The sequence below is a fragment of the Pseudomonas sp. B21-041 genome, from assembly GCF_024748675.1.
Taxonomy (GTDB): Bacteria; Pseudomonadota; Gammaproteobacteria; order Pseudomonadales; family Pseudomonadaceae; genus Aquipseudomonas; species Aquipseudomonas neuropathica.
This window is the reverse complement of the sequence record NZ_CP087175.1, coordinates 5,681,390-5,703,910: the sequence shown is the minus strand read 5'-3', so window position 1 is coordinate 5,703,910 and position 22,521 is coordinate 5,681,390. Positions and strand designations below refer to the sequence as shown.

Here is a 22,521-nt window from a genome sequence, read left to right as displayed (position 1 = left end):
GGCAGTTTGAAGACTGACAGAGGAAGAAGACCGTATGAGCCAGATCAAAACGCTTACGACCGCCAGTGGCGCACCTGTCGCTGACAACCAGAATTCTCGCTCCGCCGGCCCACGTGGCCCGTTGCTGCTCGACGACTTTCACCTGATCGAGAAGCTCGCCCACTTCAACCGTGAAAACATTCCTGAGCGTCGCGTTCATGCTAAAGGCTCGGGAGCTTACGGCACATTCACCGTTACCCGCGATATCACGGAATACACCAGCGCCAAGCTGTTTGAATCTGTTGGCAAGCAAACCCCGACGTTCCTGCGTTTCTCGACGGTAGGCGGTGAGCGCGGTTCTGCCGACACCGAGCGCGATCCACGGGGTTTCGCGTTGAAGTTCTACACCGAAGAAGGTAACTGGGACATCGTGGGTAACAACACGCCAGTGTTCTTCATTCGTGATCCGCTGAAATTTCCAGACTTTATCCACACCCAGAAACGCCTGCCGCAAAGCAACCTGAAAAGCGCGCAGATGATGTGGGACTTCTGGTCGCATTCGCCTGAAGCGCTGCACCAGGTCACCATTCTGTTCTCTGATCGCGGTATTCCTGACGGCTACCGTCACATGCACGGCTTCGGCAGCCACACTTACAGTCTGATTAGCGCCCAAGGCGAGCGTCACTGGGTGAAATGGCACTACAAAACCAAACAGGGCATCAAGAATCTCGCCCCCGCAGATGCAGCACGTCTGGCCGGAACTGATCCGGATTACGCCCAGCGCGACCTGTTCGAAGCCATTGAGCGCGGCGACTTCCCAAAATGGCGCGTATGCATCCAGATCATGACTGAGGCCCAGGCCGCAGCGCATTACGAAAACCCGTTCGACGTCACCAAGACCTGGTCGCAAAAAGAATTCCCGCTGATCGAAGTCGGTGAACTGGAACTGAACCGCAACCCGCTGAACTACTTCGCTGAAGTCGAGCAAGCTGCTTTCGGCCCAAGCAACATGGTGCCGGGAGTTGGTCTGTCGCCAGATCGGATGCTGCAGGGGCGCGTATTTGCGTACGCTGATGCTCACCGCTACCGCGTGGGTACCAATCACCAGCAACTGCCGGTAAACGCGCCACGCGGCCCGGTGAACACTTACCAGCGCGATGGCTCGATGGCGTTCGGCAGCAACGGTGGTGCAGCACCTAACTACGAACCGAACAGCTACACCGAAGCGCCGAAACAAGCTCCGCATTACGCTGAACCAGCGCTGGCCTTGAGTGGTTCTGCCGATCGCTACGATCACCGCGAAGATACCGATTACTACAGCCACGCAGGTGCGCTGTTCCGCCTGATGAGCGACGATCAGAGAGCATTGCTGGTCAGCAATATCGCCGGTGCCATGGCGGGCGTTTCCACTGATATCGTCGACCGCCAGTTGCAGCACTTCTACAAGGCCGATCCGGCGTATGGAGAAGCAATCGCAAAGCTGCTCAACGTACAGCTTAACGAAGTCTAAACGAGAAGCAGAACCGCCCTCATCTGGGCGGTTTTTGCGTTATTTAGGCTGCTTTTCTAAGAATATCTTCGCTTTTATTGCGCGAATCGGGTGACCTTCCGGTCAGCTTGGTTCAAACTACAGACTTTCAAGTAGGGAGATGTAGGGCGATGCAAGGCCACCCAGACGTAATCGATTACCTCAACACGTTGCTGACCGGCGAACTGGCCGCGCGTGATCAATATTTCGTTCATTCGCGGATGTATGAGGACTGGGGGTTCACCAAGCTCTACGAGCGAATCAACCATGAGATGGAAGAAGAAGCCGGTCACGCTGATGCGTTGATGCGCCGGATTCTGATGCTCGAAGGCACGCCGCGTATGCGTCCGGATGATCTGGATGTCGGCACCACTGTGCCGGAGATGCTCGAAGCCGATCTGCGTCTTGAGTACAAAGTCCGCGCTGCGCTGTGCAAAGGCATTGAGCTGTGCGAGCAGCACAAAGACTATGTCAGCCGCGAGATCCTGCGCGTGCAGTTGAACGACACCGAAGAAGATCACACCTACTGGCTGGAAAAGCAGTTGGGCCTGATCAAGCTGATCGGTCTCGAGAATTACCTGCAATCTCACACTTCCTGATTGCAAAACGATACAAAAAAGCCCCTGTCACTGATGAAGTGACAGGGGCTTTTTCATGCCCTGCGTTTAAGCCCGATCACGGATCAGCAATGGCTTGAGGTAATGGCCGGTGTGAGATTGCTTCATTTCGGCCACATCCTCAGGCGTGCCGGTGGCAATGATCTGCCCACCTTTGGAGCCGCCCTCCGGCCCGAGATCGACCAGCCAGTCGGCCGTCTTGATCACGTCGAGGTTGTGTTCGATTACTACCACCGTGTTGCCGTGGTCGCGCAGGCGATGCAGCACGTCGAGCAATTGCTGGATATCCGCGAAGTGCAAACCGGTGGTCGGCTCATCGAGGATGTACAGTGTTTTGCCGGTGTCACGCTTGGACAGCTCGCGAGACAGTTTCACTCGCTGCGCCTCACCACCCGACAACGTGGTCGCCGACTGCCCGAGCTTGATGTACGACAGGCCGACATCCATCAATGTCTGTAGCTTGCGCGCCAGTGCCGGCACCGCGTCAAAGAACTCCCGGGCCTCTTCGATGGTCATCTCGAGGGTTTCGTGGATGCTCTTGCCCTTGTATTTGATCTCAAGGGTTTCGCGGTTGTAGCGCTTGCTCTTGCACACATCGCATGGCACGTAGATGTCTGGCAGGAAGTGCATTTCCACTTTGATCAGGCCGTCGCCCTGGCACGCTTCGCAGCGGCCACCCTTGACGTTGAACGAGAAACGCCCCGGGCCGTAACCACGGGAGCGTGACTCGGGTACGCCGGCGAACAGCTCGCGGATCGGTGTGAACAAGCCGGTATACGTCGCCGGGTTGGAGCGCGGAGTACGGCCAATCGGGCTCTGGTCGATATCGACGACTTTGTCGAGATGCTCCAGGCCTTTGATACTGTCGTGCGCTGCCGCTTCCAGGGTGGTTGCACCGTTGAGGGCCGTGGCGCTCAGCGGGAACAGCGTATTGTTGATCAGCGTCGATTTGCCCGAGCCGGACACGCCGGTCACGCACGTCAGCAGACCAATCGGGATGTCCAGATCGACATTGCGCAGGTTGTTGCCGCGCGCCCCTTTGAGAGACAGATTGAGCTTTTTATTGCGTGGCGTGCGTTTGGCCGGCACTTCAATCTTCACTCGGCCCGAGAGGTATTTACCGGTCAGGGAATCCGGGTGCGCCATGACTTCCGCCGGCGTGCCCTCAGCCACGATCTGCCCACCATGCACACCAGCCCCCGGGCCGATATCCACAACGTAATCGGCCAGACGAATCGCGTCTTCGTCGTGTTCGACCACGATCACAGTGTTGCCAATATCACGCAGGTGCTTGAGCGTGCCGAGCAAGCGGTCGTTATCACGCTGGTGCAAACCAATGGACGGTTCGTCAAGGATGTACAGAACACCGACGAGACCGGCGCCGATCTGGCTGGCCAGACGAATACGTTGTGCTTCGCCACCGGACAGCGTGTCGGCACTGCGGTCCAGCGACAGGTAGTCGAGACCGACGTTGACGAGGAACTGCAGACGCTCGCGAATCTCCTTGAGGATCTTGTCGGCGATTTCGCCGCGACGGCCAGTCATCTTCAGCTCGCCGAAGTACTCGCAAGCTTCGCCGATCGGCAGGTTGGTCACCGCTGGCAGCGTTTTCTCGCCAACCCACACATGCCGCGCTTCGCGACGCAGACGGGTACCACGGCAATCCGGGCACGATTGGGTGCTGAGAAACTTGGCCAGCTCTTCGCGCACGCTTGCCGACTCGGTCTCGCGGTAGCGACGCTCCAGGTTCGGCACGATGCCTTCGAACGGGTGCGAGCGTTTGACGATGTCGCCACGGTCGTTCAGGTATTTGAAGTCGACGTTCTGCGAGCCGCTGCCATGCAGGATGAATTTCTGCTGATCGGCCGGCAGTTCGTTGAACGGTACTTCGAGGCTGAAACCATAGTGTGAAGCGAGTGAACCGAGCATCTGGAAGTAATAGACGTTACGCCGGTCCCAGCCGCGAATCGCACCTTCGGCCAAGGTCAGATCGCCATTGACCAGCCGCTTGATATCGAAGAACTGCTTCACCCCCAGGCCATCACAGGTCGGGCAAGCGCCGGCCGGGTTGTTGAAGGAGAACAGCTTCGGTTCCAGTTCGCTGATCGCGTGGCCGCAGATCGGGCAGGCGAAGCGCGCGGAGAAAATCATCTCTTCGCCCGGCTCGTCGTCCATCGGTGCGACCAGGGCAATGCCATCCGCCAGTTTCAACGCGGTCTCGAAAGATTCGGCCAGACGTTGCTGCAGATCGGCGCGAACCTTGAAGCGGTCGACGATCACATCGATCGAGTGCTTTTTCTGTTTATCCAGTTTTGGCAGTTCATCGAGTTCGCAGATGCGGCCGTTGACCCGGGCGCGAACAAAACCTTGAGCGCGCAGTTCTTCGAAAACCGAAAGGTGTTCACCTTTACGCTCGCGAATCACCGGCGCCAGCAGCATCAGTTTGCTGCCTTCCGGTTGCGCCAACACCAGATCGACCATCTGGCTGACGGTCTGCGCCTCCAGTGGAATATCGTGATCCGGGCAGCGTGGTGTCCCGACGCGTGCATAAAGCAGACGCAGGTAGTCGTAGATTTCGGTGATGGTGCCGACCGTAGAGCGCGGGTTGTGCGAGGTCGACTTTTGTTCGATGGAGATTGCCGGCGACAGGCCTTCGATGGTGTCGACGTCGGGTTTTTCCATCATCGACAGAAACTGTCGGGCGTAGGCCGACAGCGATTCGACATAGCGGCGCTGGCCTTCGGCGTAAAGCGTATCGAAGGCCAGGGACGACTTGCCGGATCCGGACAGGCCGGTGATGACGATCAGCTTGTCCCGTGGCAGGGTCAGGTCGATGTTCTTCAGGTTGTGGGTACGGGCCCCACGTATCAGGATCTTGTCCAAAGTGGCCTCGCTCGGCGGGCGTCGAAAACGTAGGAGTATACGGGCAAATACTGGATGGATGCACACTATCAAGCGAAGGGTTTTTACCTTACATGAAGAGAGTTTCATCTATACGCGTCATAGCGTCGCGATATACCCCGTCTTTCGATGGGACTGGTAGAATCGCCGCCGGTTCACACGAGGTTTTTCCATGCACGATCCCCACAGCGAACGCATGAGTGGCAGCGAGACTCGCGCAGCGAGCGGTCTGGCCCTGGTGTTCGCCTTCCGTATGCTTGGCATGTTCATGGTGTTGCCGGTACTGGCGACCTACGGCATGGACCTGGCAGGAGCGACCCCGGCCCTGATCGGGCTGGCTATTGGCGCTTACGGTCTGACCCAGGCGATTTTCCAGATTCCGTTCGGGATCATTTCCGACCGCATTGGCCGCCGTCCGGTGATTTACCTCGGGCTGATCGTTTTTGCCCTCGGCAGCGTGCTGGCGTCTCAGGCCGACTCCATCTGGGGCGTGATAGCCGGGCGGATCCTGCAGGGCGCCGGGGCGATTTCAGCGGCAGTGATGGCGCTACTCTCCGACCTGACCCGCGAACAGCACCGCACCAAGGCAATGGCGATGATCGGCATGACCATCGGTTTGTCATTTGCCGTGGCCATGGTCGTCGGGCCTTTGCTGACCCGCGCTTTCGGTCTGTCCGGACTGTTCCTCGCCACCGGTGCAATGGCACTGGTCGGTATCGCCATCATCATGTTCATGGTGCCGCGCTCCACCGGGCCATTGCAGCATCGGGAGTCCGGGGTGGCGCGTCAGGCCTTGATGCCGACGCTCAAGCATCCGGATCTGCTGCGCCTCGATCTGGGCATCTTTGTGTTACATGCCATGTTGATGTCGAGCTTCGTTGCGTTGCCGTTGGCGCTGGTGGAAAAAGCCGGTTTGCCCAAGGAACAGCACTGGTGGGTCTACCTCACCGCGCTGCTGATTTCGTTCTTCGCCATGATCCCGTTCATCATCTACGGCGAGAAGAAACGCAAAATGAAACGAGTTTTGCTCGGCGCCGTCCTGACGCTGATGCTGACTGAGCTATTCTTCTGGCAGTTCGGCGACAGCCTGCGGGCTCTGGTGATAGGTACGGTGGTGTTCTTCACCGCGTTCAATCTGCTGGAGGCTTCATTGCCGTCGCTGATCAGCAAGGTTTCACCGGCGGGCGGGAAGGGCACGGCCATGGGCGTGTATTCCACCAGCCAGTTCCTCGGTTCAGCACTCGGCGGGATACTCGGCGGCTGGCTGTTTCAGCATGGCGGTCTGTCGGTTGTGTTCCTTGGATGCGCGGGGCTGGCTGCACTTTGGTTGGCCTTTGCTGTTACCATGCGTGAACCTCCCTACGTGACGAGCCTGCGCTTGCCGTTGTCGCCCGAGGCGATCCGCGAAGCGGGTCTGGTCGAGCGCCTCAAGGCCCTCGTAGGGGTAACCGATGCAGTGATAGTTGCTGATGAAGCTGCTGTTTACATCAAACTGGACAAAGAATTAGTGGATCGCGACACCCTCGAACGCCTGGTGAACAACCCGGCCGGGGCTGCTTGCGAAGCCTAGGAGAACGTTATGGCCCGTGGGGTTAACAAAGTCATATTGGTCGGCACTTGCGGCCAGGATCCCGAAGTTCGCTACCTGCCTAACGGTAACGCCGTGACCAACCTGAGTCTGGCCACCAGCGAACAATGGACCGACAAGCAAACCGGTCAGAAGGTCGAGAAGACCGAGTGGCACCGTGTTTCGATGTTCGGCAAGGTTGCGGAAATCGCCGGCGAATACCTGCGCAAGGGTTCGCAGGTTTACATCGAAGGCAAGCTGCAGACCCGTGAGTGGGAAAAAGACGGTATCAAGCGTTACACCACTGAAATCGTGGTCGACATGCAAGGCACCATGCAACTGCTCGGCGGCCGTCCACAACAGGGCGACCAACAAGGCGGTGGCAACAACTACCAGCAGTCGGCTCCGGCTCCTCGCCAGCAGGCTCCGCGCCCGCAGCAGTCGGCTCCACAGCAGCGTTCGGCCCCGGCTCCACAGCAGGCCGCACCGCAACCGGCTCCGGATTTCGACAGCTTTGATGACGATATTCCGTTCTGATTCGCTGCTGTAACCGCTGCAAATAAAAAGGCCCGTCGCTTAAACGACGGGCCTTTTTTGTGGGATTTGTTTCGTCTGCGGTTATCCCAAATCCCTGTGGGAGCTGGCTTGCCAGCGATCGCGGTGGATCAGTCAACAAATGAGTCGACTCACAATCCGTCATCGCTGGCAGGCCAGCTCCCACATGGGGATTTGTGGTTTAGTCGAGAATCAGATGCGGCAAGAACCGGCTCGAATCCTTGGTGATCAAACTGTTGTCTTCCCGCACACCAATCCCCGCAGCCTGATCGCCAATCACCCAGGAACCGATCAGCGTGTAGCTGTCGCCAAACTTCGGCAGCGGCGCAAACTCCTGCAGGATAAATGGCGCATCGGTGTAGGGCCCGTCCTCTTTGACGATCAGACCATCCGTCGTTTGCAGCTCAATGTTGGCGCCTTCGCGGGAGAAGTACGGCTTGCGTACCCACCCCTTGGGCACGGTGCTGGCCGGATTCGGGTCGAGATGCGCCGCCAGCAGATTTGGATGACCCTTGTGCATCTCCCACAGCAGCGGCAGTGCACCCTTGTTCGACAGGATCGCCTTCCACGCCGGTTCGAAAAACTGCGTATCGCTCTCGGCAATCGCCGCACCGAACGGCTCGTGGAAGATGAACTCCCAGGCATGCAGCTTGAACAGGTGCGGGATCCAGCGATCTTCCAGGTCGACGAAACGCCCTTCAGCCGTCAAACCGATGTCTTCGATGTCGATGTGCCGCGATTCGATGCCGACCTTCTCGGCGATCAAGCGCAGGTAATCCGTGGTGCCCTTGTCTTCGACCGAGTCTTTCATCGAAGCGAAGTAGAACGGCCGCTTCAGCTGTAATTCGGCGAAGGCCTTATGCAGCTGTGTGTCGATGCTGTTGAACTGGTCAGCATGACGCGGCAGCGTACCGCGCTCGATGCATTGTTCCAGCCAGCCCCACTGGAACGCCGCCGCTTCGTAAAGACTGGTCGGCGTGTCGTAGTTGAGTTCCAGCAGTTTCGCCGGGCCGTTGCCGCTGTAGGAAAAGTCCATGCGCCCGTACAGATGCGGATGACCTTCCAGCCAGGACGTGCGGATCATTTCGTAGTACGGCGCGGGGATGCTCAGGCGATCCAGCAGTTCCTCGCTATGCACCACACGGTCGACCAGGTCCATGCACATCTCGTGCACTTCGGTGGTCGGGTCCTCAAGATCGTTTTCGATCTGCGCGAGCGTGAACTGGTAGTAGGCGCTTTCGTCCCAGTACGGCTCGTCGTCGATGGTGTGGAACATGAAGCCGAGGCTTTCGGCAGTCTGTTTCCAGTCAGGCCGCTCGGCGCATAGGATCTTCTTCATCGTCAGCTGCTCGAACGACCAGAACTGCTGCTCCAGCCACCCCAACCGCTACGGGCACTGGACTGGCTGCCGAAGCCGCCGCGTGACGTCGACGAGGCGACGTTGACCGGTTTGCTTTTGCTGCTTTCGTAATCCGTTTGGCTGCGCGTCGTGGTTTCGGCTCTGCGGTACTGCGTCGAGGTGTTGTACGGCTGGCGCGTTTCGCGATCGCGGTAAACCGTGCGCTCGGCGTTGTTGCTCATCGCGTTGCCGATCAGCCAACCGGTCAGCCAGCCGTTGCCGCCACCGCCACCGCTGGAGACGTGCGAAGTGCTTTGCACATTCTGCGCCGTTGCATTACCGGCGGGCATTTGGGCATTGGCGATGGCGTCGAGGTTCTGCGCCGGCTCGCCTTCCTGCGGCACTTTGAAGCCGCCGAGTCTCGGCACGAAGCGGCCGTCAGAATTCTTCTGGCACCAGTCAGCGGCAAAGTCCGCGTCGCACTTGGCCTTGTTGTCGTACGCCGGTGCAATGCGCCGGTGTTCGGTCAGGGCGGCGACGTAAGCGTTGGAGCAGACATCGGCGGCCACTTCGGCGTCGACACACTGTTCCACATTCTGGAAATTGCGTGGTTGATCTGCGGCTGTCGCCTGGCCGGAAATGGCCATCGCCACCGAGGCGGCAAGGGACAACTGAACGTATTTGCTGCGTTTCATCTAAGGCTTCCTGCCGATCAGTTGGACGGTGTCATGCACGCGGCATTGAGCATGCCGACGCTGATCGCGACCGCAGCAACATAGATGCCCGAAGCCACTTCGCCGTTGGCGATGCGTTGCGATGTGCCTTTGAGCACCAGGCCCGTGGCGAGGAATGACAGCAGTTGCACCACTGCGGCAATCACTGCCCAGAGCACGAAGTCGAGGACGTTGACCGAAAACGCAATCACGTTACTGGCCGGAATCGCGAAACCGATGATCGCGCCGGACAGGGCGATCGCGGCGGCAACGTTGCCGGAGCGGATCAGCTCGAACTCCTTGTGCGGCGTGATGCGCGTGTAGACAAATTGAAACAGCATGAACAGCAGCACGGCGCCGATGAGGTAGACGACGAAACCGACCAGTGCGGTTTTGTTCAGGGAAACGGCCAGCACTTCCAGCATGAAAAACTTCCTTTTTTAAATGGTGCTCAGATCTGTCGTATACAGCGAGATGCCGAGCGAGGTGCTCAGGCTGACGGTGCCTTCTTCGTCCTGTTCGACGGAGAACAGCAGCAATTCGCGGCGATCGGTCAGGCCGGTCTCGCGCGCATAAAGCATGGAGTGGTGTTCGATGGTGTAGCTCTCATCCGGATTGACCACTTGTTCGGTCATCGGTACGAGTTCGGTCTGGCCTTGTTCGGTGCCCCACTCGCGGGTGTATTCGACGCCGTCGTGGCTGTAGGCGGGCAGGCCGATCTGGCTGTTGGGGCCGGCCAGACGCTGCAGTTCGGCGTCACTGTTGACCGTCACGTAACTGAGGTAATTGAACAGGGTGACCGATTCGATCTGATCGTCACCGGTGACGTGGATCTGTAGCCAGAAATCCTCGTCGTTCATGTAATAGCGGTGCAGTTTGTTGGACTGGCCGAGGTCGACCCAGCCATGGCTCCAGATCGCCTGATCGAAGGGCACGCGCACCGTGGTCGAGCCATCGAGCAACAGCGCCAGGGTTGTATCGAACCTGACGGCCTTGCCTTGCGCCATGCCGAGTGGGCCACTGGCAACGGTCGGTGTTGGCGCAGCGGTCTGCCAGTTGCTGGTGCCCAGCAAGTCTTTAAACCATCCCATGGGTACGTTCCTTGAAGCGGGTGGAGGTGTTCGTCGGCGAAAAAACGTGGCTAGTGTACCGGGCGAACCGGTGAACGAGCAGAAGGATTTTTACGCCGCAAACCATGTGGGAGCGAGCTTGCTCGCGAAGAGGGCATACCAGTCAATATTGATGTCGACTGATACGACGCTTTCGCGAGCAGGCTCGCTCCCACAGGTTTTTTGCCCTGCGTTACTGCGAGGACTTTTGCTTCAGACGCTCAAGAATCGCATTGGCGCTGCCTTCGTTCGGCGTGATGCCGGCGTCGCGCAGTTTGCGTTCCAGATCGTTGCCGGTTGAAGCGTCGGCCAGTTCGTCCGCAGCGCTGAGTTCAGCCGCGCGTTGCTGCTGCTTGGCCTGCAGACGGTTCAACGTACCGACGGCGGTTTCCAGTTTGCCATTGGCACCGCCGCTGGCGATGGAGGCGCTGACCTGAGCTTTCTGCACGCTTTCACGGGCCTTGGCCATGTCCACTTGCTGGCGCAGGCTCTTGATCCGCGACTCGGCTTTGCTGATGTCTTTGCGCATGTTTTCGGCGTAGGTGCCGAATTCGTCGCTCTGCTTTTTCTCAACATCCAGCTCGTTGGTCAGGGTCGAAATCGCTTCGGCCACTTCCAGTGCCAGGTCTTCACGGCCGGCGTTCAGCGCCGAGACGGCTTTGGCTTCCAGATCCTTGATCTTGGCGTCGTACTCGCTTACGCGGTCGGCGGCCAGTTTGTGTTTGGCCATGATGGTGACCAGTTCGCGACGGGCGTTCGACAGCGCGCTGTCGGCATCGCGGATTTCCTGGTCGAGGATGCGCAGAGCCTGTTGGTCCGCGATCGCTTCGCCGACTTCATTGGCGCCGCCGCGCAGTGCGGTGAACAACTTGCTCCAGATGGACTGAGTCATTGGATATTCCCTGTTGATTACTTGAAGAAGTGTTCGAAGGCTTCGCTCGCGCGCTGCACGTTGTCGACCAGGGTTTTCACCTCAGTGACGACGTTGGTCAGGCTCGAGTCGGCGCTGAGGGCGCCAAACATGTTGTAAACGGTCTGCCCGTTCGGCATCGACTCGATCCCGATCGACGACAGCGGGAACATTTCCCGGCTGCGCAATACGGCGTCGTTGAAGGCCGCTACGTTCGAGATCGAATCGATGTCCACCAGCACGGTGTCGACGATGATCTGCTGGCCGGCCAGGGCGATGTGAATCGGCAGACCGCCGAATTCGTTCATTTCCAGCTTGATGCTGGGTTCGGAGCTCTGGATCAGCGACAGCGTGATCTCTTGCGAAGCCACCTCGTCCAGGGCCTTGAGGGCGTTGAAGAGGCTATCGATGGTCCAGTTGTTGCCTGCGCTCATGTAATTCTCCGACATGAAAGAGCCAGCCAGAATCGGTTGGCGTAGCTGTTGCTCCATTTGCTTGAGCAAGCTTCGGTTTTCGGGAAGCACCCAAGTTTCGTGTTTCACATAACCGGCAGCGGCCAGGCCCGCGCGCATCTGCTTCATGTAGAAGCTCGACGGTTTTTTCGCCGACGGTTTCGCGCGCTCCCCCTTGGGGCTCTCTGACTTCGCTAAAGGGGTACGGCTTTTCATGGCAATGGCTCGGTTATGAAAATCTCACGCGTGAGCCACACTACAACCAATTCAAAGTGCCATCAATGGCTCACGCGTGAGATTTTTATGACGGGTGTGAAAAGGCCCGCTGCAAGGCGGGCCTGGTGTTTTTGCAGAATATTGCTTAGGACTGGGCGGTGAGGAATTGGTCAGTGGACACCACACTGGCGTAGGCGAAACCCAGTGCCGACATGAAAGCGGCGTGGACGTGGGCCGCGGGCACTGTCAGACCATTGAACTCAAGATCGCGGCTGGCGCAGGCATCGTGAATCACGGTCACGCCATAACCCAGATCTGCCGCCGCACGGGTAATGCCGTCAATACACATGTGGCTCATGCTGCCGACCACCACCAGTTCCTTGATACCTTGTTCGTCGAGGATCGCTTGCAGTTCGGTTTCGCGGAACGAGTTGACGAAGTGCTTGAGTACCACCGGTTCATCGGCGCGGTTGAGCACCTTCGGGTGTAGCTTGGCGCCGTCCGATCCCGGGGTGAAAAACGGCGCGTCCGCTGAGGTGAACTCGTGGCGGATGTGGGTGACCGGATTACCGGCCTCGCGGAAGGCGGCGATCAGCCGAGCGGCGTTGTCGGCGGCGGCATCAGCACCGGCCAGCGGCCACTTGCCTTGGGGGAAGTAGTCGTTCTGGATATCGACTACGATGAGCGCTTGCTTGGCCATGGGTGTGTCCTCGATGGATTGGCTGGAAGTGGCTGCAGTATTGGCGCTGGCCAGCGATTCGAGGATTGGCCACACCGACAATAGACAGGGGAAAACTGACAATGGGCGCAGAAAGTGCCGCCATCGCTGAATTGGGTGTGCTGATCTATCCAGGCGCGCAAATGGCGGCGGTGCATGGTCTGACCGATCTGTTTGCGGTGGCCAACCGGATTGCCGCCGAACATCAGGCCGCGCAGTTGCCAGTGCTGCGGGTCAGTCACTGGCAGGTCGAAGGTGAGCAGCCGCCAACGCGCACTTACGCCAGTCATGCGGGTGACGACAGGGCTTTGCTGGCGGTGCTGATTCCGCCATCGATCGGCGGGTTCTCGGCGGCGCAAGCGCCGGCCAGCCTGATGCAATGGTTACGGGATCAACATGCCCACGGTGCGACGCTGGGCGGGGTTTGCGTAGGCTCGCTGATGTTGGCTGAAAGCGGTCTGCTCGACGGCCGCAGCGCCACCACCCATTGGACCTCGGCCAAGGCCTTCGCCGAGCGTTACCCAAAGATCAAGCTCAAGGCTGATACCCCGATTGTCGACGACGGCGACTTGATCACCACGGCCGGATTGATGGCTTGGTCGGAACTCGGATTACGCTTGGTCGACAGGTTGCTTGGGCCGAGCATTGCCACCGGCACCGCGCGATTTCTGGTGATAGAGCACAGTGACAGCGCCAGTGAGTGCGGCAGTAATTTCGCGCCGATACTCGGGCATGGCGATGCGGCGATTCTCAAGGTTCAGCATTGGCTGCAAAGCACCGGCGCGACGGATGTTTCCTTGGCGGCGATGGCGGAGCGGGCGGGGTTGGAAGAACGTACCTTTCTGCGCCGGTTCCGCGCGGCAACCGGTTTGAAACCGACCGAGTACTGCCAGCATCTGCGGGTGGGCAAGGCACGGGAAATGCTCGAATTCAGTAATGGCACGATTGATCACATTGCGTGGACGGTGGGTTATCAGGATCCGGGTGCGTTTCGTGCGATCTTCAAGAAGATTACCGGGCTGGCGCCGAGTGATTATCGGGCGCGGTTTGGTGTGTCCCCAAACCCGAAGCCGACGAATATCTAATGTGGGAGCGAGCCTGCTCGCGATTGCGATTCGTCAATTAAGAACAGGTCGACTGACCCACTGCTATCGTGAGCAGGCTCACTCCTACAGGCGACCGTGTAAGGTTCAGGATCGTGCAATTTGCCGGGGTTTTGCGCACGGTCGTGCAGATTGAAACGGGCGCGGTGCCAGTACGATTTCGGCAAGTTTCTGATTAGGCTAGGATTTTTGTGGAGCAGCCGTTGGCCTGATCTCTGCACCTCTCACCGCCACAGTCATCGAACCGATGGAAGGGGGACGCATGACCCCGACACCCAGCAGGAAAATCGTGGTTGCCCATTCGGTGCGCCCTGACGCGCCGCAGCACGAAGTGCAAACCAATAAAGCTCTGGCGCGTTGGCTGGCGCAGATTCTCGGATGCAAATTTGGCGGCAGTTACGATCCGGACAAACATCGCGGTCGTGACCTGTATCTGCTACCGACGCAAACCATCGTCGGTAATGCCAGCGCTCAGCAACTCGGCATCAAAGGTCCGGACGATTTGTGGGGTGGCTTTGTCGAGCACGATTTCATCTGCACCAAAGCCATCAGCCACGGCCTGCGCAGTCATCTGGCCCACGCGCCGCAAGGCTGGTCGCCATTATTTTCCGAGCGAACGCGCAATGTGGTGCTCGACGGGCTCAGCGTGTTCTCGCTGGAGGATGCGCGACCCGCCGCCGAACATCTGCTGTACAGCGGCCCGATTCGTTTGAAGCCGGTTCACGCCTGCGCCGGTCGGGGGCAGGAAGTGATCAAAAACCTCGACGCCTTCGACGAAATTCTTGCCCGGCCTGACATTGAAAAGCAGTTCAGCGAAGGCGTGGTGCTTGAGCAGGACCTGAGCGATGTCGTCACCCACAGCGTCGGCCAGTCATTCATCGGCAACAAAGTGTTGAGCTACTGCGGTGATCAATACTTGACCAACGATGCCCACGGTGAAGACGTGTACGGCGGCTCGAACCTGTTGGTCGTGCAGGGTGGGTATGACGAACTGCTGAAGCTCGACCTGCCCGACGATGTGCGTCTGGCCATTGAGCAGGCGCAGGTTTTCGACGCTGCCGCCAATGAAGCCTATCCGCGCTTCTATGCTTCGCGGCGCAACTACGACATCGCCCAAGGTCTGGACAGCAACGGCAAAAACCGCAGCGGTGTGCTCGAACAATCGTGGCGCATGGGCGGTGCCAGCAGTGCTGAAGTCGCCGCGTTGCAAAGCTTCGTCAACGATCCGGGGATGCGCGCGATCCGTGTGTCTTCGGTAGAAACCTACATCGATCAGCCGTTGCCGGCGGATGCTATCGAGGTCTATCGCGGCCCGGCTGAGAACAGCGAATTTCTCCTCAAATACGTTACGGTCAAATCCTATGACGGCTAGAAGCGAAAGCATTCAAATCGACATTGATGATGAACAGATGAGCGGGACCTTTCTCAGTCCCAAATCGAAAGTGCCTGGCGTGTTGTTTGTCCACGGTTGGGGCGGTAGTCAGGAGCGTGATCTGGAGCGGGCCAAAGGCATCGCCGGTCTCGGGTGTGTGTGTCTGACCTTCGACTTGCGCGGGCATACCGGCGGTACCGGGATTCCGCTGACCCGCGTTACCCGCGAAGACAATCTGCGTGATCTGCTCGCGGCGTATGACCGCTTGCTCGCGCATCCGGCGCTCGACACTTCGGCCATCGCCGTGGTCGGCACCAGTTATGGGGGGTATCTGGCGGCCATCCTTACCTCATTGCGCCCTGTACGCTGGCTGGCACTGCGCGTACCGGCGCTGTATCGCGATGAGCAATGGCACACACCCAAGCGCGATCTGGACAAGGCTGATCTGCGTGATTACCGCAGCACGCTGGTGCGGGCTGACACCAATCGGGCGCTGCATGCCTGTTCACAATTCACCGGGGATGTTTTGCTGGTGGAGTCGGAAACCGATGATTACGTGCCCCATGCGGCGATCATGAGTTACCGCGCGGCGTGCCAGCAGACGCATTCACTGACCCACCGGATTATCGACGGCGCCGATCATGCGCTGAGCGAACCGGTGTCGCAGCAGGCCTACACCTCGATTCTGGTGGACTGGATTACCGAGATGGTTGTGGGCGAGCGGTTGAGCATTATTCAATCAGCATGATTTTTTAGTGTTCTTTCTAACGCTATCGCGAGCAGGCTCACTCCTACATTTTGGAATGCGTTCACTTGTAGGAGTGAGCCTGCTCGCGATAGCGATTTCGAATTCAAAAACTAACTCAAGAGGGGTTTTTCTCGATCCGAAGCGCCTTGGCCTTGGCCTCAACCACCAGATACATCACCACCGTAATCAACAACGGCAACAGAAAATAAATCGCCCGATACGCCAGCAATCCCGCCACCAGACTGCCGCGTGAAGCCTCGTGTTGCAGCAGCGCCACAAACACTGCCTCCAACACCCCAAGCCCCGCCGGAATATGCGTGATGACCCCGGCAATCGCACTGATCAACAGCACGCCCAGCACCAACGGATAATCGAGCTTGCTCGGCAGCAAAGTGAAAATCACCGCTGCCATCAGCGACCAGTTCAACGCGCCCAGCAGCAGTTGCAGGACCGCCATGCGCAACGACGGCAGATTGATTTCCACGCCGCGAATCGACCACTCACGGCGCTTGGAAAACTGGCACGCGGCGAGATAACCGGCACTGATCAGTAGCAACAGCACGCCGATGCCTTGCAGCGCACTGCTGCTGATTTTCCAGCCCGGCGGCATTGTCACCAGCCCACTGCTGAACACCACGCCGGCAATGGTCATGTAGCCGAACCAATTGGTCGCCAGGCTCAAACCGAGGATCTTGGCGATGTTGCTTTTGCTCACCCCAAGACGCGAATACAGCCGATAACGCATGGCGATGCCGCCGACCCAGGCGCTCAGGTTCAGGTTGAACGCATAGCTGATGATCCCCACCGGCAGGATCTGTTTCCAGGTCAGGTCCTGACGAATGTAAGTACGGCCGATCAGATCAAAACTGGCGTACACGAGAAAACTCAGCAGTGTCAGGCTGGCGGCGATGATCAGTGTGCGCAGCTTGAAGTCGGCAAGGGTTTGCAGCACTTCGGCCCACTCGATGCGCGTGGCGAACAGCGTCAGCAAGACGATCAGTGCGAGGAAAAACAGCAGGCTCAACGGGCGTTTCCAGCGACTCCATTTCGAGTGAGTCGCTGGTGCCGAATGGCTGCTCGAATGCGCTTCGGAATGGCTCATGGCGTGTTTCCTCGAAATGGCTTGAGCCGTGGTTTGTGCGCCGGCAGCCAACCGGCCATCGCCGGAAAATGCCGCAAAAAGTGGAACACCAGAAAACCCACGGTCATGTGCCAGATTCGACCACGCGGGGACTTGCTCGGGTCCATGGCTTTGCAGTGGTTCCGGCTGAGGTCTTCGAGGCGCTCGAACAGATGCTGATTGAACGCGCGGTCGCGGATCAGCACGTTGGCTTCCAGGTTCAGGGAGAGGCTCAGCGGGTCGAGATTGCTTGAGCCGACGGTGCTCCATTCCTCGTCGACCAGCGCCACTTTGCCGTGCAGCGGGCGCTGGCAATATTCGTGGATCTGCACGCCGGCCTTGAGCAAGTAGTCGTAGGTCATGCGCGCCGCCAGTTTGGCCACCAGCATGTCCGGTTGCCCCTGCAGAATCAGGCGCACCTCGACGCCGCGCCGCGCCGCGTTACGGATCTCGCGCAGCAAACGATAGCCGGGAAAGAAGTAGGCGTTGGCAATCACCACGCGGCGTTTGGCGCGGCGCAGTACCTGTAAGTACACATCCTCGATATCGGTGTTGTGTTGATCGTTGTCACGGAACACCAGACGCACTTGGCCATCGAGATCGTTGAAGGCCATTTCCGCACGCCGCTGGCGCCGGCGTTGCCACCAGAACCGTGCACGTCCGGGACGACCGCTTTGCAGCAAGGCGAAATGATGGATGTCGGTAACCGCCGGGCCCTGAACTTCCACCGCATAATCCTGCTTGGCTTCGGGGCCGAAGTCGGCCAGGTGATCACCGGAAAAATTGATTCCGCCAACGAACGCAACCAGTCCGTCGACCACGACGATCTTGCGATGCAAACGGCGGAACCAGTTGGTGCGAATACCCAGGTGCTTCGGTGCTGGATCGAAAATCTGCAGGTGCACCCCGGCCTCGCTCAACGCCGTCAGATAACCGGTGGTCAATTCGCCACAGCCGAAACCGTCAAAGCTGACCGTGGTGCGAACGCCACGCTGTGCTGCGTCGATCAGAATCTCCTGCAGTTCGGCGCCGACCTTGTCTTCGAAAACGATAAAAGTCTCGAGGAGGATTTCACTCTTTGCCGCGCGCATCGCGGCGAACACCCGCGGGAAATATTCTTCGCCGTTTTCCAGCAACTCGACACGGTTGTTGCCCTGCCAGTGGTACTCGACATCGACCTGGCCGGGCTCGCGGGTCGGCGGGGTGATGGCGACCGGTTCCACGGCGGATTTCTCCAGCGGCGCGCTGTTCATAATTCGATCTCCACCGATAACGGGACGTGGTCGGAAAGGTGCGACCAAGGACGATTCGACAAAACTTTCGGTCGGCTCGCTTTAAGGTTGCGCACGTAGATGCGGTCGAGCCGAAGTGCTGGCAGGCGCGCGGGAAAGCTGCGCGCCGGTTTGCCCTGGTGCTCGGCGAATACTTCGCGCAGGCCGCAGGGTTTGAGCTGCGCATCGGCGCGCTGGCGCCAATCGTTGAAATCGCCCGCGACGATCACCGGTGCGTCGTCGGGCAACTCCGCCAGGCGTTGCATGAGTAAATCCAGTTGGGCGTTGCGATGACTTTCGCGCAGGCCCAGATGCACGCAGATCGCATGCACTTCGGTGCCGTCACCGGGCAGGCGCAGGACGCAATGGAGCAGGCCACGGTTCTCATTGCCGCTGATCGATACGTCGAGGTTGTCGTGGCGAATGATTTGGAATTTCGACAGCAGCGCGTTGCCGTGATCGCCCTCCGGGTACACCGCGTTGCGCCCATAGGCGAACTGCGGCCAGAGGCTGTCGGCGAGGAATTCGTATTGCGGCATCGTCGGCCAATTGTTGTAGCGCTTGGGGTGCTGTTCGTGGGTGCCATGGACTTCCTGCAGAAACACCACGTCGGCGGCGACGCTGCGCACCGCTTCGCGCAACTCCGGCAGGATGAAACGCCGGTTGAGGGCGGTGAAACCCTTGTGGGTATTGACCGTCAGCACGGTGAACGTGCGTACCGATGGCGCGACTACCGAACCTTCGTCTGTAAAACCGACCGGTTCTGGAATACTCATGCCAACACTCCTTCGCCAGCGGGTTCGCCGGGGGTGGTGACGAGGTCTTTATCCAGTTCGAAACGGTGCAGCAGATCACGGGCGTCGTAAGGCGCGCGGACTTTGATGTCGTTGTCGAAATAGCAGAACACTTCGCGAGACTTGCGTGCGCGTGGCTTCAAGCGTGGTGCGATCAGATGAGCATCCTTTGGTTGCTCGCCGTGATGCCAAGCGTCAATGCGCTCGGCCCAGCGTTTGAGTGCCGGTGCTGTGTAGCCACTGGCGTACAGCTCTTCGGCACCGTGCAGACGCAGGTAGACAAAGTCGCTGGTGAGGTCTTCGCGGTATGGCCATTTATCGGCAGTGTCGGCGATCACCAGTGCGGTGTTGTAGCGCTTCAATAGGCGCACAAAATCGGGATCAAAGAAGCTGTCGTTGCGGATTTCCACAGCGTGGCGCAGCGGTTTTCTACGCCAGGCTTTCATGCTCGCGTGACCGTGCAGATGAGCGTCGTGTTGCCGGGCGAGGGTGGCGGCGGCTTCGGTATCGTGGGGCAGTAGCGCGAGGAAATGTTCAAAACGCTCAGGCTCGAATGTGAAGTTCGGCGGAAACTGCCAAAGGATCGGCCCGAGCTTTTCCTTGAGCTCCAGCACCCCCGAGGCGAAGAAATTGGCCAGAGGCTTTTCGATCTCGCGCAAGCGGCGGATGTGGGTGATGAAGCGCGGCGCCTTAACGCTGAAAACGAAGTCGTCCGGCGTTTCGTCGTACCACTGTGCATAGCGTTCGGGCCGTTGCAGGGCGTAGAACGATCCATTGATTTCGATGCTGTTGACCGCCCGCGAAGCGAACTGCAATTCGCGTTTCTGCGCCAGTCCCTTGGGGTAGAAGTCCCCGCGCCACGGTGCGTAGCGCCAGCCGGAAATACCGATGTGGATCGTTGCCATGCCGCCCTCCGTCGAAAGTCCTCGTGTTGCCGGTATCTTTTGATGACTGCGGGCGGCTGGGGAAAGTTTCGATGGTGTTACGGACGGTCACGTCTAAAGCGAAGATCAAAAGCGCTCCCCCTCACCCCAACCCTCTCCCCCAGAGGGGGCGAGGGGAAGGGAGCAGATCTTCAGGGTTTTCAGGGTTTGAGTTCGACTCCGGACTTGCAAGTCGGTGTACTTCTCGCAGGCAACTCGGTCAGCTCCCTCTCACGCTGGGAGAGGGCGAGGGGGAGGGGAGCTGATCTTCAGGGTTTTCAGGATTTGAGTTCGACTCAGGACTTTCAGGTCGATGTACTTTTCGCAGGCAACTCGGTCGGCTCCCTCTCCCTCTGGGAGAGGGCTGGGGTGAGGGTGCTCTTGAACTTGCTGTGCAATTACCGATCAGTTCCTTACAGGTTCAGCCACGGGAGATCGGAGTTTTGGGCAAGTTCAGGATCGCCATTCTGCTGGGAGCACTGCTGTTTCTCGGCGCCAGTGAAATCGACGCCGCCGCGTTGCCGGGCATCCCGGCCGCCGCCGAAGAGGCGGAAAAACCTGAACCGATTGTGCAGGGCGGTCTGCTCGGTGCAATCAGTTCGAGCATCGACGACGTCCAGGACAAGCTCGATCTCAACGAACACCTGGTCGACGCCTGGCGCCTGCGCGCCGATCGCGCCGCTGATGAAGTCGATAAACTGGTCAACCAATCCTCGAACCGCTCGGGCTGGAGCGTCGCCGGGGACTTCCTCACGCTGTCGGGCGTCTGGCTAGGCAGTTTCGCGTTGTTGACCGTGCTCGGCAGTTTGATGGCCAAGCGTCTGCGTGAGGGCCGCTGGTTGCGCACCCGCCAGCGCAGTCAGGATCTGATTGGTTACTTGCTGCCGTACACCGTGCCGGCGCTGATCTGCCTGCCGATGACGCTGTACGTCAGCCATTTTCTGCAAGCTTCGGTCGGCCGCGCGCTGGCGCTGTGTCTGGCCTACGCCACCAGCAGCGGCATCTTTTCCACCTCGATGTTGTTGTGCGTGGTGGTGATGTTCAACGTCGGCCATAAACGTCCGGCGGCGCGGATCATTCGTGATTATTGCCCGCGTCCGCTGTTCCTGATCGGCTTCCTCGCGGCCCTCAGCGATGCGCTGACCAGCCCGCAGATCGCCCGACAACTGGGCGGTAACATCACCAGCAGTATCGCGGTGTTCACCGGGCTGATCGCCTCGATAATTTTTGGTTTGCTGGTGATTCGCCTGCGTCGTCCGGTGGCGCATCTGATCCGCAATCGTTCACTGAGTCAGCGGCTGAAACAACCCTCGTTGCAGGAGTCGCTGCGGATTTTCTCGGGGCTGTGGTATTGGCCAATCGTGCTGATGGTGCTGGTCTCGGCAGTGAATCTGATTGGCATCGGCGAGGACAATCAGAAGGCCCTGCGTTGCGCGTTGTTCACCACGGTGTTGCTGATCGGCACGGTGTTCCTCAGTACGATCCTGCAGCATCTGTTCAAGTCACGAAAGGCTGAGGCAATCCAGCGCAGCAGTGCCTACAAGGAGCGTTTTCTCAGCCTGTTGCACGCTTTGCTGCGGATTGTCATCGCCATCGCATTCATCGATATCCTCGGGCGAATCTGGGGGGTGTCGCTGCTCGATTTTGCCCAGAGCAGCACGGTTGGACGAGCCATCAGTAACGCGCTGAGCAGCATTGGCCTGATCTTCCTGGTGACGTGGTTGCTGTGGGTGGTGCTCGACACAGCGATTCAGGAAGCGTTGAAGCCGCCGCTCAGCAAACGCGCGGCGCGCCAGCCGAGCACACGGGTGAAAACCATCCTGCCGCTGCTGCGCAACGCGATCAAAATCATCCTCGTGGTGATCTGCGCAATCACCACTATGGCCAATCTGGGGATCAACGTTGCGCCACTGCTGGCCGGTGCCGGGGTGGTCGGGCTGGCCATCGGGTTCGGTTCGCAGCAACTGGTGCAGGACGTGATTACCGGATTGTTCATCATCATCGAAGACACACTGTCGATTGGCGATTGGGTGGTGCTTGATTCCGGGCATGCCGGCACCGTCGAAGGGCTGACCATCCGCACTCTGCGTCTGCGCGACGGCAAGGGCTTTGTGCACTCGGTGCCGTTCGGCCAGATCAAAGCGGTGACCAATCAATCGCGGCAGTTTGCCTTTGCGTTTTTCTCGGTGCAGTTCACTTACGACACGGATGTGGATAAAGCCATCGAGCTGATTCGCGAGACCGGTGACTCGATCCGCGAAGACCCGTTCCTAAAGTACAACCTGCAAGGGCCGCTGGATGTGTTTGGTGTCGACAAGATGGATTTGAACGGCGTGGTGCTGACGGCGCAGTTCCGCACGGTATCCGGTGGGCAGTATGCGGTGAGCCGGGCGTTCAACCAGCGTTTGAAGAAGCTTGTGGATAACAGCCCGCTGGTGCATTTCGCGCAGACTTATCCACAGCAGGTTTTGTTGCCGAATCGGCAGCAGGAGGGTGAGGTCGTGGCGAGCGAGGTGCCACAGGAATCGCGGACTTAACGGGTAAATTTTTGGTGGGAATGCCAGCGCTATCGCGAGCAGGCTCACT

At 59.1% G+C, this 22,521-nt stretch carries 20 protein-coding genes; 8 read left to right on the top strand and 12 right to left on the bottom strand.

What is annotated here, in order from left to right; translation table 11 throughout:
• The first annotated feature begins 34 nt into the window (after window positions 1-34).
• The gene (locus tag LOY43_RS25400) at window positions 35-1,489 is read left to right on the top strand and encodes a catalase (RefSeq protein WP_095048837.1); all 1,455 of its coding nucleotides are present in this window, start codon (window positions 35-37) and stop codon (window positions 1,487-1,489) included.
• A gap of 149 nt (window positions 1,490-1,638) precedes the next feature.
• Window positions 1,639-2,106, top strand: coding sequence for a bacterioferritin (bfr, locus tag LOY43_RS25395; protein ID WP_007918444.1), 468 nt, complete (start codon window positions 1,639-1,641; stop codon window positions 2,104-2,106).
• A 66-nt stretch (window positions 2,107-2,172) separates the two neighbouring features.
• On the opposite strand, the gene uvrA is transcribed toward bfr, so the two are convergent.
• Window positions 2,173-5,007 (bottom strand): excinuclease ABC subunit UvrA, encoded by a 2,835-nt coding sequence (uvrA, locus tag LOY43_RS25390; RefSeq protein ID WP_095048836.1) that lies wholly within the window; start codon window positions 5,005-5,007, stop codon window positions 2,173-2,175.
• Between the two features lie 190 nt (window positions 5,008-5,197).
• Here uvrA and LOY43_RS25385 point away from each other — a divergent pair, with 190 nt between their 5' ends.
• Window positions 5,198-6,595, top strand: a complete 1,398-nt coding sequence (locus LOY43_RS25385; protein ID WP_007950096.1) for an MFS transporter — start codon at window positions 5,198-5,200, stop codon at window positions 6,593-6,595.
• Window positions 6,596-6,604: 9 nt separating this feature from the next.
• Window positions 6,605-7,129: a single-stranded DNA-binding protein gene (locus tag LOY43_RS25380; protein WP_008081898.1), complete on the top strand. Its 525-nt coding sequence runs from the start codon at window positions 6,605-6,607 to the stop codon at window positions 7,127-7,129.
• Window positions 7,130-7,328: 199 nt separating this feature from the next.
• Here LOY43_RS25380 and LOY43_RS25375 read toward each other — a convergent pair whose 3' ends face one another.
• From LOY43_RS25375 to LOY43_RS25345, 7 genes are all read right to left on the bottom strand, one after another.
• Complete coding sequence (locus LOY43_RS25375; protein WP_258708890.1) at window positions 7,329-8,486, bottom strand: glutathionylspermidine synthase family protein; 1,158 nt, start codon at window positions 8,484-8,486, stop codon at window positions 7,329-7,331.
• Between the two features lie 2 nt (window positions 8,487-8,488).
• Window positions 8,489-9,181, bottom strand: a complete 693-nt coding sequence (locus tag LOY43_RS25370) for a DUF1190 domain-containing protein (protein WP_258708889.1) — start codon at window positions 9,179-9,181, stop codon at window positions 8,489-8,491.
• Window positions 9,182-9,198: 17 nt separating this feature from the next.
• Window positions 9,199-9,624, bottom strand: a complete 426-nt coding sequence (locus LOY43_RS25365; protein ID WP_038362100.1) for a DUF350 domain-containing protein — start codon at window positions 9,622-9,624, stop codon at window positions 9,199-9,201.
• 15 nt (window positions 9,625-9,639) lie between these two features.
• Window positions 9,640-10,290, bottom strand: a complete 651-nt coding sequence (locus LOY43_RS25360) for a DUF2491 family protein (protein ID WP_095048833.1) — start codon at window positions 10,288-10,290, stop codon at window positions 9,640-9,642.
• Window positions 10,291-10,501: 211 nt separating this feature from the next.
• Window positions 10,502-11,200, bottom strand: a complete 699-nt coding sequence (locus tag LOY43_RS25355) for a PspA/IM30 family protein (RefSeq protein ID WP_016983574.1) — start codon at window positions 11,198-11,200, stop codon at window positions 10,502-10,504.
• Between the two features lie 17 nt (window positions 11,201-11,217).
• On the bottom strand, window positions 11,218-11,886 hold the full coding sequence (locus LOY43_RS25350; RefSeq protein WP_095048832.1) for a YjfI family protein: 669 nt from the start codon (window positions 11,884-11,886) through the stop codon (window positions 11,218-11,220).
• Between the two features lie 145 nt (window positions 11,887-12,031).
• Window positions 12,032-12,586, bottom strand: a complete 555-nt coding sequence (locus tag LOY43_RS25345; RefSeq protein ID WP_258708888.1) for a cysteine hydrolase family protein — start codon at window positions 12,584-12,586, stop codon at window positions 12,032-12,034.
• Window positions 12,587-12,687: 101 nt separating this feature from the next.
• On the opposite strand from LOY43_RS25345, the gene LOY43_RS25340 reads away from it, so the two are divergent.
• From LOY43_RS25340 to LOY43_RS25330, 3 genes are all read left to right on the top strand, one after another.
• Entirely contained in the window at window positions 12,688-13,689 is a 1,002-nt protein-coding gene (locus tag LOY43_RS25340) for a GlxA family transcriptional regulator (RefSeq protein ID WP_220557068.1), read from the top strand.
• Between the two features lie 280 nt (window positions 13,690-13,969).
• A complete protein-coding gene (locus tag LOY43_RS25335; protein WP_258708887.1) occupies window positions 13,970-15,079 on the top strand; it encodes a DUF3182 family protein in 1,110 nt (369 codons plus the stop codon).
• A complete protein-coding gene (locus tag LOY43_RS25330) occupies window positions 15,069-15,827 on the top strand; it encodes a S9 family peptidase (RefSeq protein ID WP_093434434.1) in 759 nt (252 codons plus the stop codon). The genes LOY43_RS25335 and LOY43_RS25330 overlap by 11 nt, the downstream gene beginning before the upstream one ends.
• A gap of 115 nt (window positions 15,828-15,942) precedes the next feature.
• Here the strand turns inward: LOY43_RS25330 and LOY43_RS25325 are convergent, their stop codons facing one another.
• From LOY43_RS25325 to LOY43_RS25310, 4 genes are read right to left on the bottom strand one after another with little or no spacing between them, the layout of a single operon-like run.
• Window positions 15,943-16,929: a lysylphosphatidylglycerol synthase domain-containing protein gene (locus LOY43_RS25325; RefSeq protein WP_095048828.1), complete on the bottom strand. Its 987-nt coding sequence runs from the start codon at window positions 16,927-16,929 to the stop codon at window positions 15,943-15,945.
• On the bottom strand, window positions 16,926-18,200 hold the full coding sequence (gene clsB, locus LOY43_RS25320) for a cardiolipin synthase ClsB (protein ID WP_258708886.1): 1,275 nt from the start codon (window positions 18,198-18,200) through the stop codon (window positions 16,926-16,928). The genes LOY43_RS25325 and clsB overlap by 4 nt, the downstream gene beginning before the upstream one ends.
• Window positions 18,197-18,994, bottom strand: coding sequence for an endonuclease/exonuclease/phosphatase family protein (locus tag LOY43_RS25315; RefSeq protein ID WP_258708885.1), 798 nt, complete (start codon window positions 18,992-18,994; stop codon window positions 18,197-18,199). The genes clsB and LOY43_RS25315 overlap by 4 nt, the downstream gene beginning before the upstream one ends.
• Complete coding sequence (locus tag LOY43_RS25310) at window positions 18,991-19,917, bottom strand: DUF72 domain-containing protein (RefSeq protein WP_258708884.1); 927 nt, start codon at window positions 19,915-19,917, stop codon at window positions 18,991-18,993. The genes LOY43_RS25315 and LOY43_RS25310 overlap by 4 nt, the downstream gene beginning before the upstream one ends.
• A 461-nt stretch (window positions 19,918-20,378) precedes the next feature.
• On the opposite strand from LOY43_RS25310, the gene LOY43_RS25305 reads away from it, so the two are divergent.
• Window positions 20,379-22,472 (top strand): mechanosensitive ion channel family protein, encoded by a 2,094-nt coding sequence (locus tag LOY43_RS25305; protein ID WP_258708883.1) that lies wholly within the window; start codon window positions 20,379-20,381, stop codon window positions 22,470-22,472.
• Window positions 22,473-22,521 lie beyond the last annotated feature (49 nt).

Bases quoted from the DNA above. Each gene is read 5' to 3' on its own strand.
- LOY43_RS25400 (WP_095048837.1), top strand. From the start codon at position 35: ATGAGCCAGATCAAAACGCTTACGACCGCCAGTGGCGCACCTGTCGCT.
- bfr (WP_007918444.1), top strand. From the start codon at position 1,639: ATGCAAGGCCACCCAGACGTAATCGATTACCTCAACACGTTGCTGACC.
- LOY43_RS25385 (WP_007950096.1), top strand. From the start codon at position 5,198: ATGCACGATCCCCACAGCGAACGCATGAGTGGCAGCGAGACTCGCGCA.
- LOY43_RS25380 (WP_008081898.1), top strand. From the start codon at position 6,605: ATGGCCCGTGGGGTTAACAAAGTCATATTGGTCGGCACTTGCGGCCAG.
- LOY43_RS25375 (WP_258708890.1), bottom strand. From the start codon at position 8,486: ATGAAGAAGATCCTATGCGCCGAGCGGCCTGACTGGAAACAGACTGCC.
- LOY43_RS25370 (WP_258708889.1), bottom strand. From the start codon at position 9,181: ATGAAACGCAGCAAATACGTTCAGTTGTCCCTTGCCGCCTCGGTGGCG.
- LOY43_RS25365 (WP_038362100.1), bottom strand. From the start codon at position 9,624: ATGCTGGAAGTGCTGGCCGTTTCCCTGAACAAAACCGCACTGGTCGGT.
- LOY43_RS25360 (WP_095048833.1), bottom strand. From the start codon at position 10,290: ATGGGATGGTTTAAAGACTTGCTGGGCACCAGCAACTGGCAGACCGCT.
- LOY43_RS25355 (WP_016983574.1), bottom strand. From the start codon at position 11,200: ATGACTCAGTCCATCTGGAGCAAGTTGTTCACCGCACTGCGCGGCGGC.
- LOY43_RS25350 (WP_095048832.1), bottom strand. From the start codon at position 11,886: ATGAAAAGCCGTACCCCTTTAGCGAAGTCAGAGAGCCCCAAGGGGGAG.
- LOY43_RS25345 (WP_258708888.1), bottom strand. From the start codon at position 12,586: ATGGCCAAGCAAGCGCTCATCGTAGTCGATATCCAGAACGACTACTTC.
- LOY43_RS25340 (WP_220557068.1), top strand. From the start codon at position 12,688: ATGGGCGCAGAAAGTGCCGCCATCGCTGAATTGGGTGTGCTGATCTAT.
- LOY43_RS25335 (WP_258708887.1), top strand. From the start codon at position 13,970: ATGACCCCGACACCCAGCAGGAAAATCGTGGTTGCCCATTCGGTGCGC.
- LOY43_RS25330 (WP_093434434.1), top strand. From the start codon at position 15,069: ATGACGGCTAGAAGCGAAAGCATTCAAATCGACATTGATGATGAACAG.
- LOY43_RS25325 (WP_095048828.1), bottom strand. From the start codon at position 16,929: ATGAGCCATTCCGAAGCGCATTCGAGCAGCCATTCGGCACCAGCGACT.
- clsB (WP_258708886.1), bottom strand. From the start codon at position 18,200: ATGAACAGCGCGCCGCTGGAGAAATCCGCCGTGGAACCGGTCGCCATC.
- LOY43_RS25315 (WP_258708885.1), bottom strand. From the start codon at position 18,994: ATGAGTATTCCAGAACCGGTCGGTTTTACAGACGAAGGTTCGGTAGTC.
- LOY43_RS25310 (WP_258708884.1), bottom strand. From the start codon at position 19,917: ATGGCAACGATCCACATCGGTATTTCCGGCTGGCGCTACGCACCGTGG.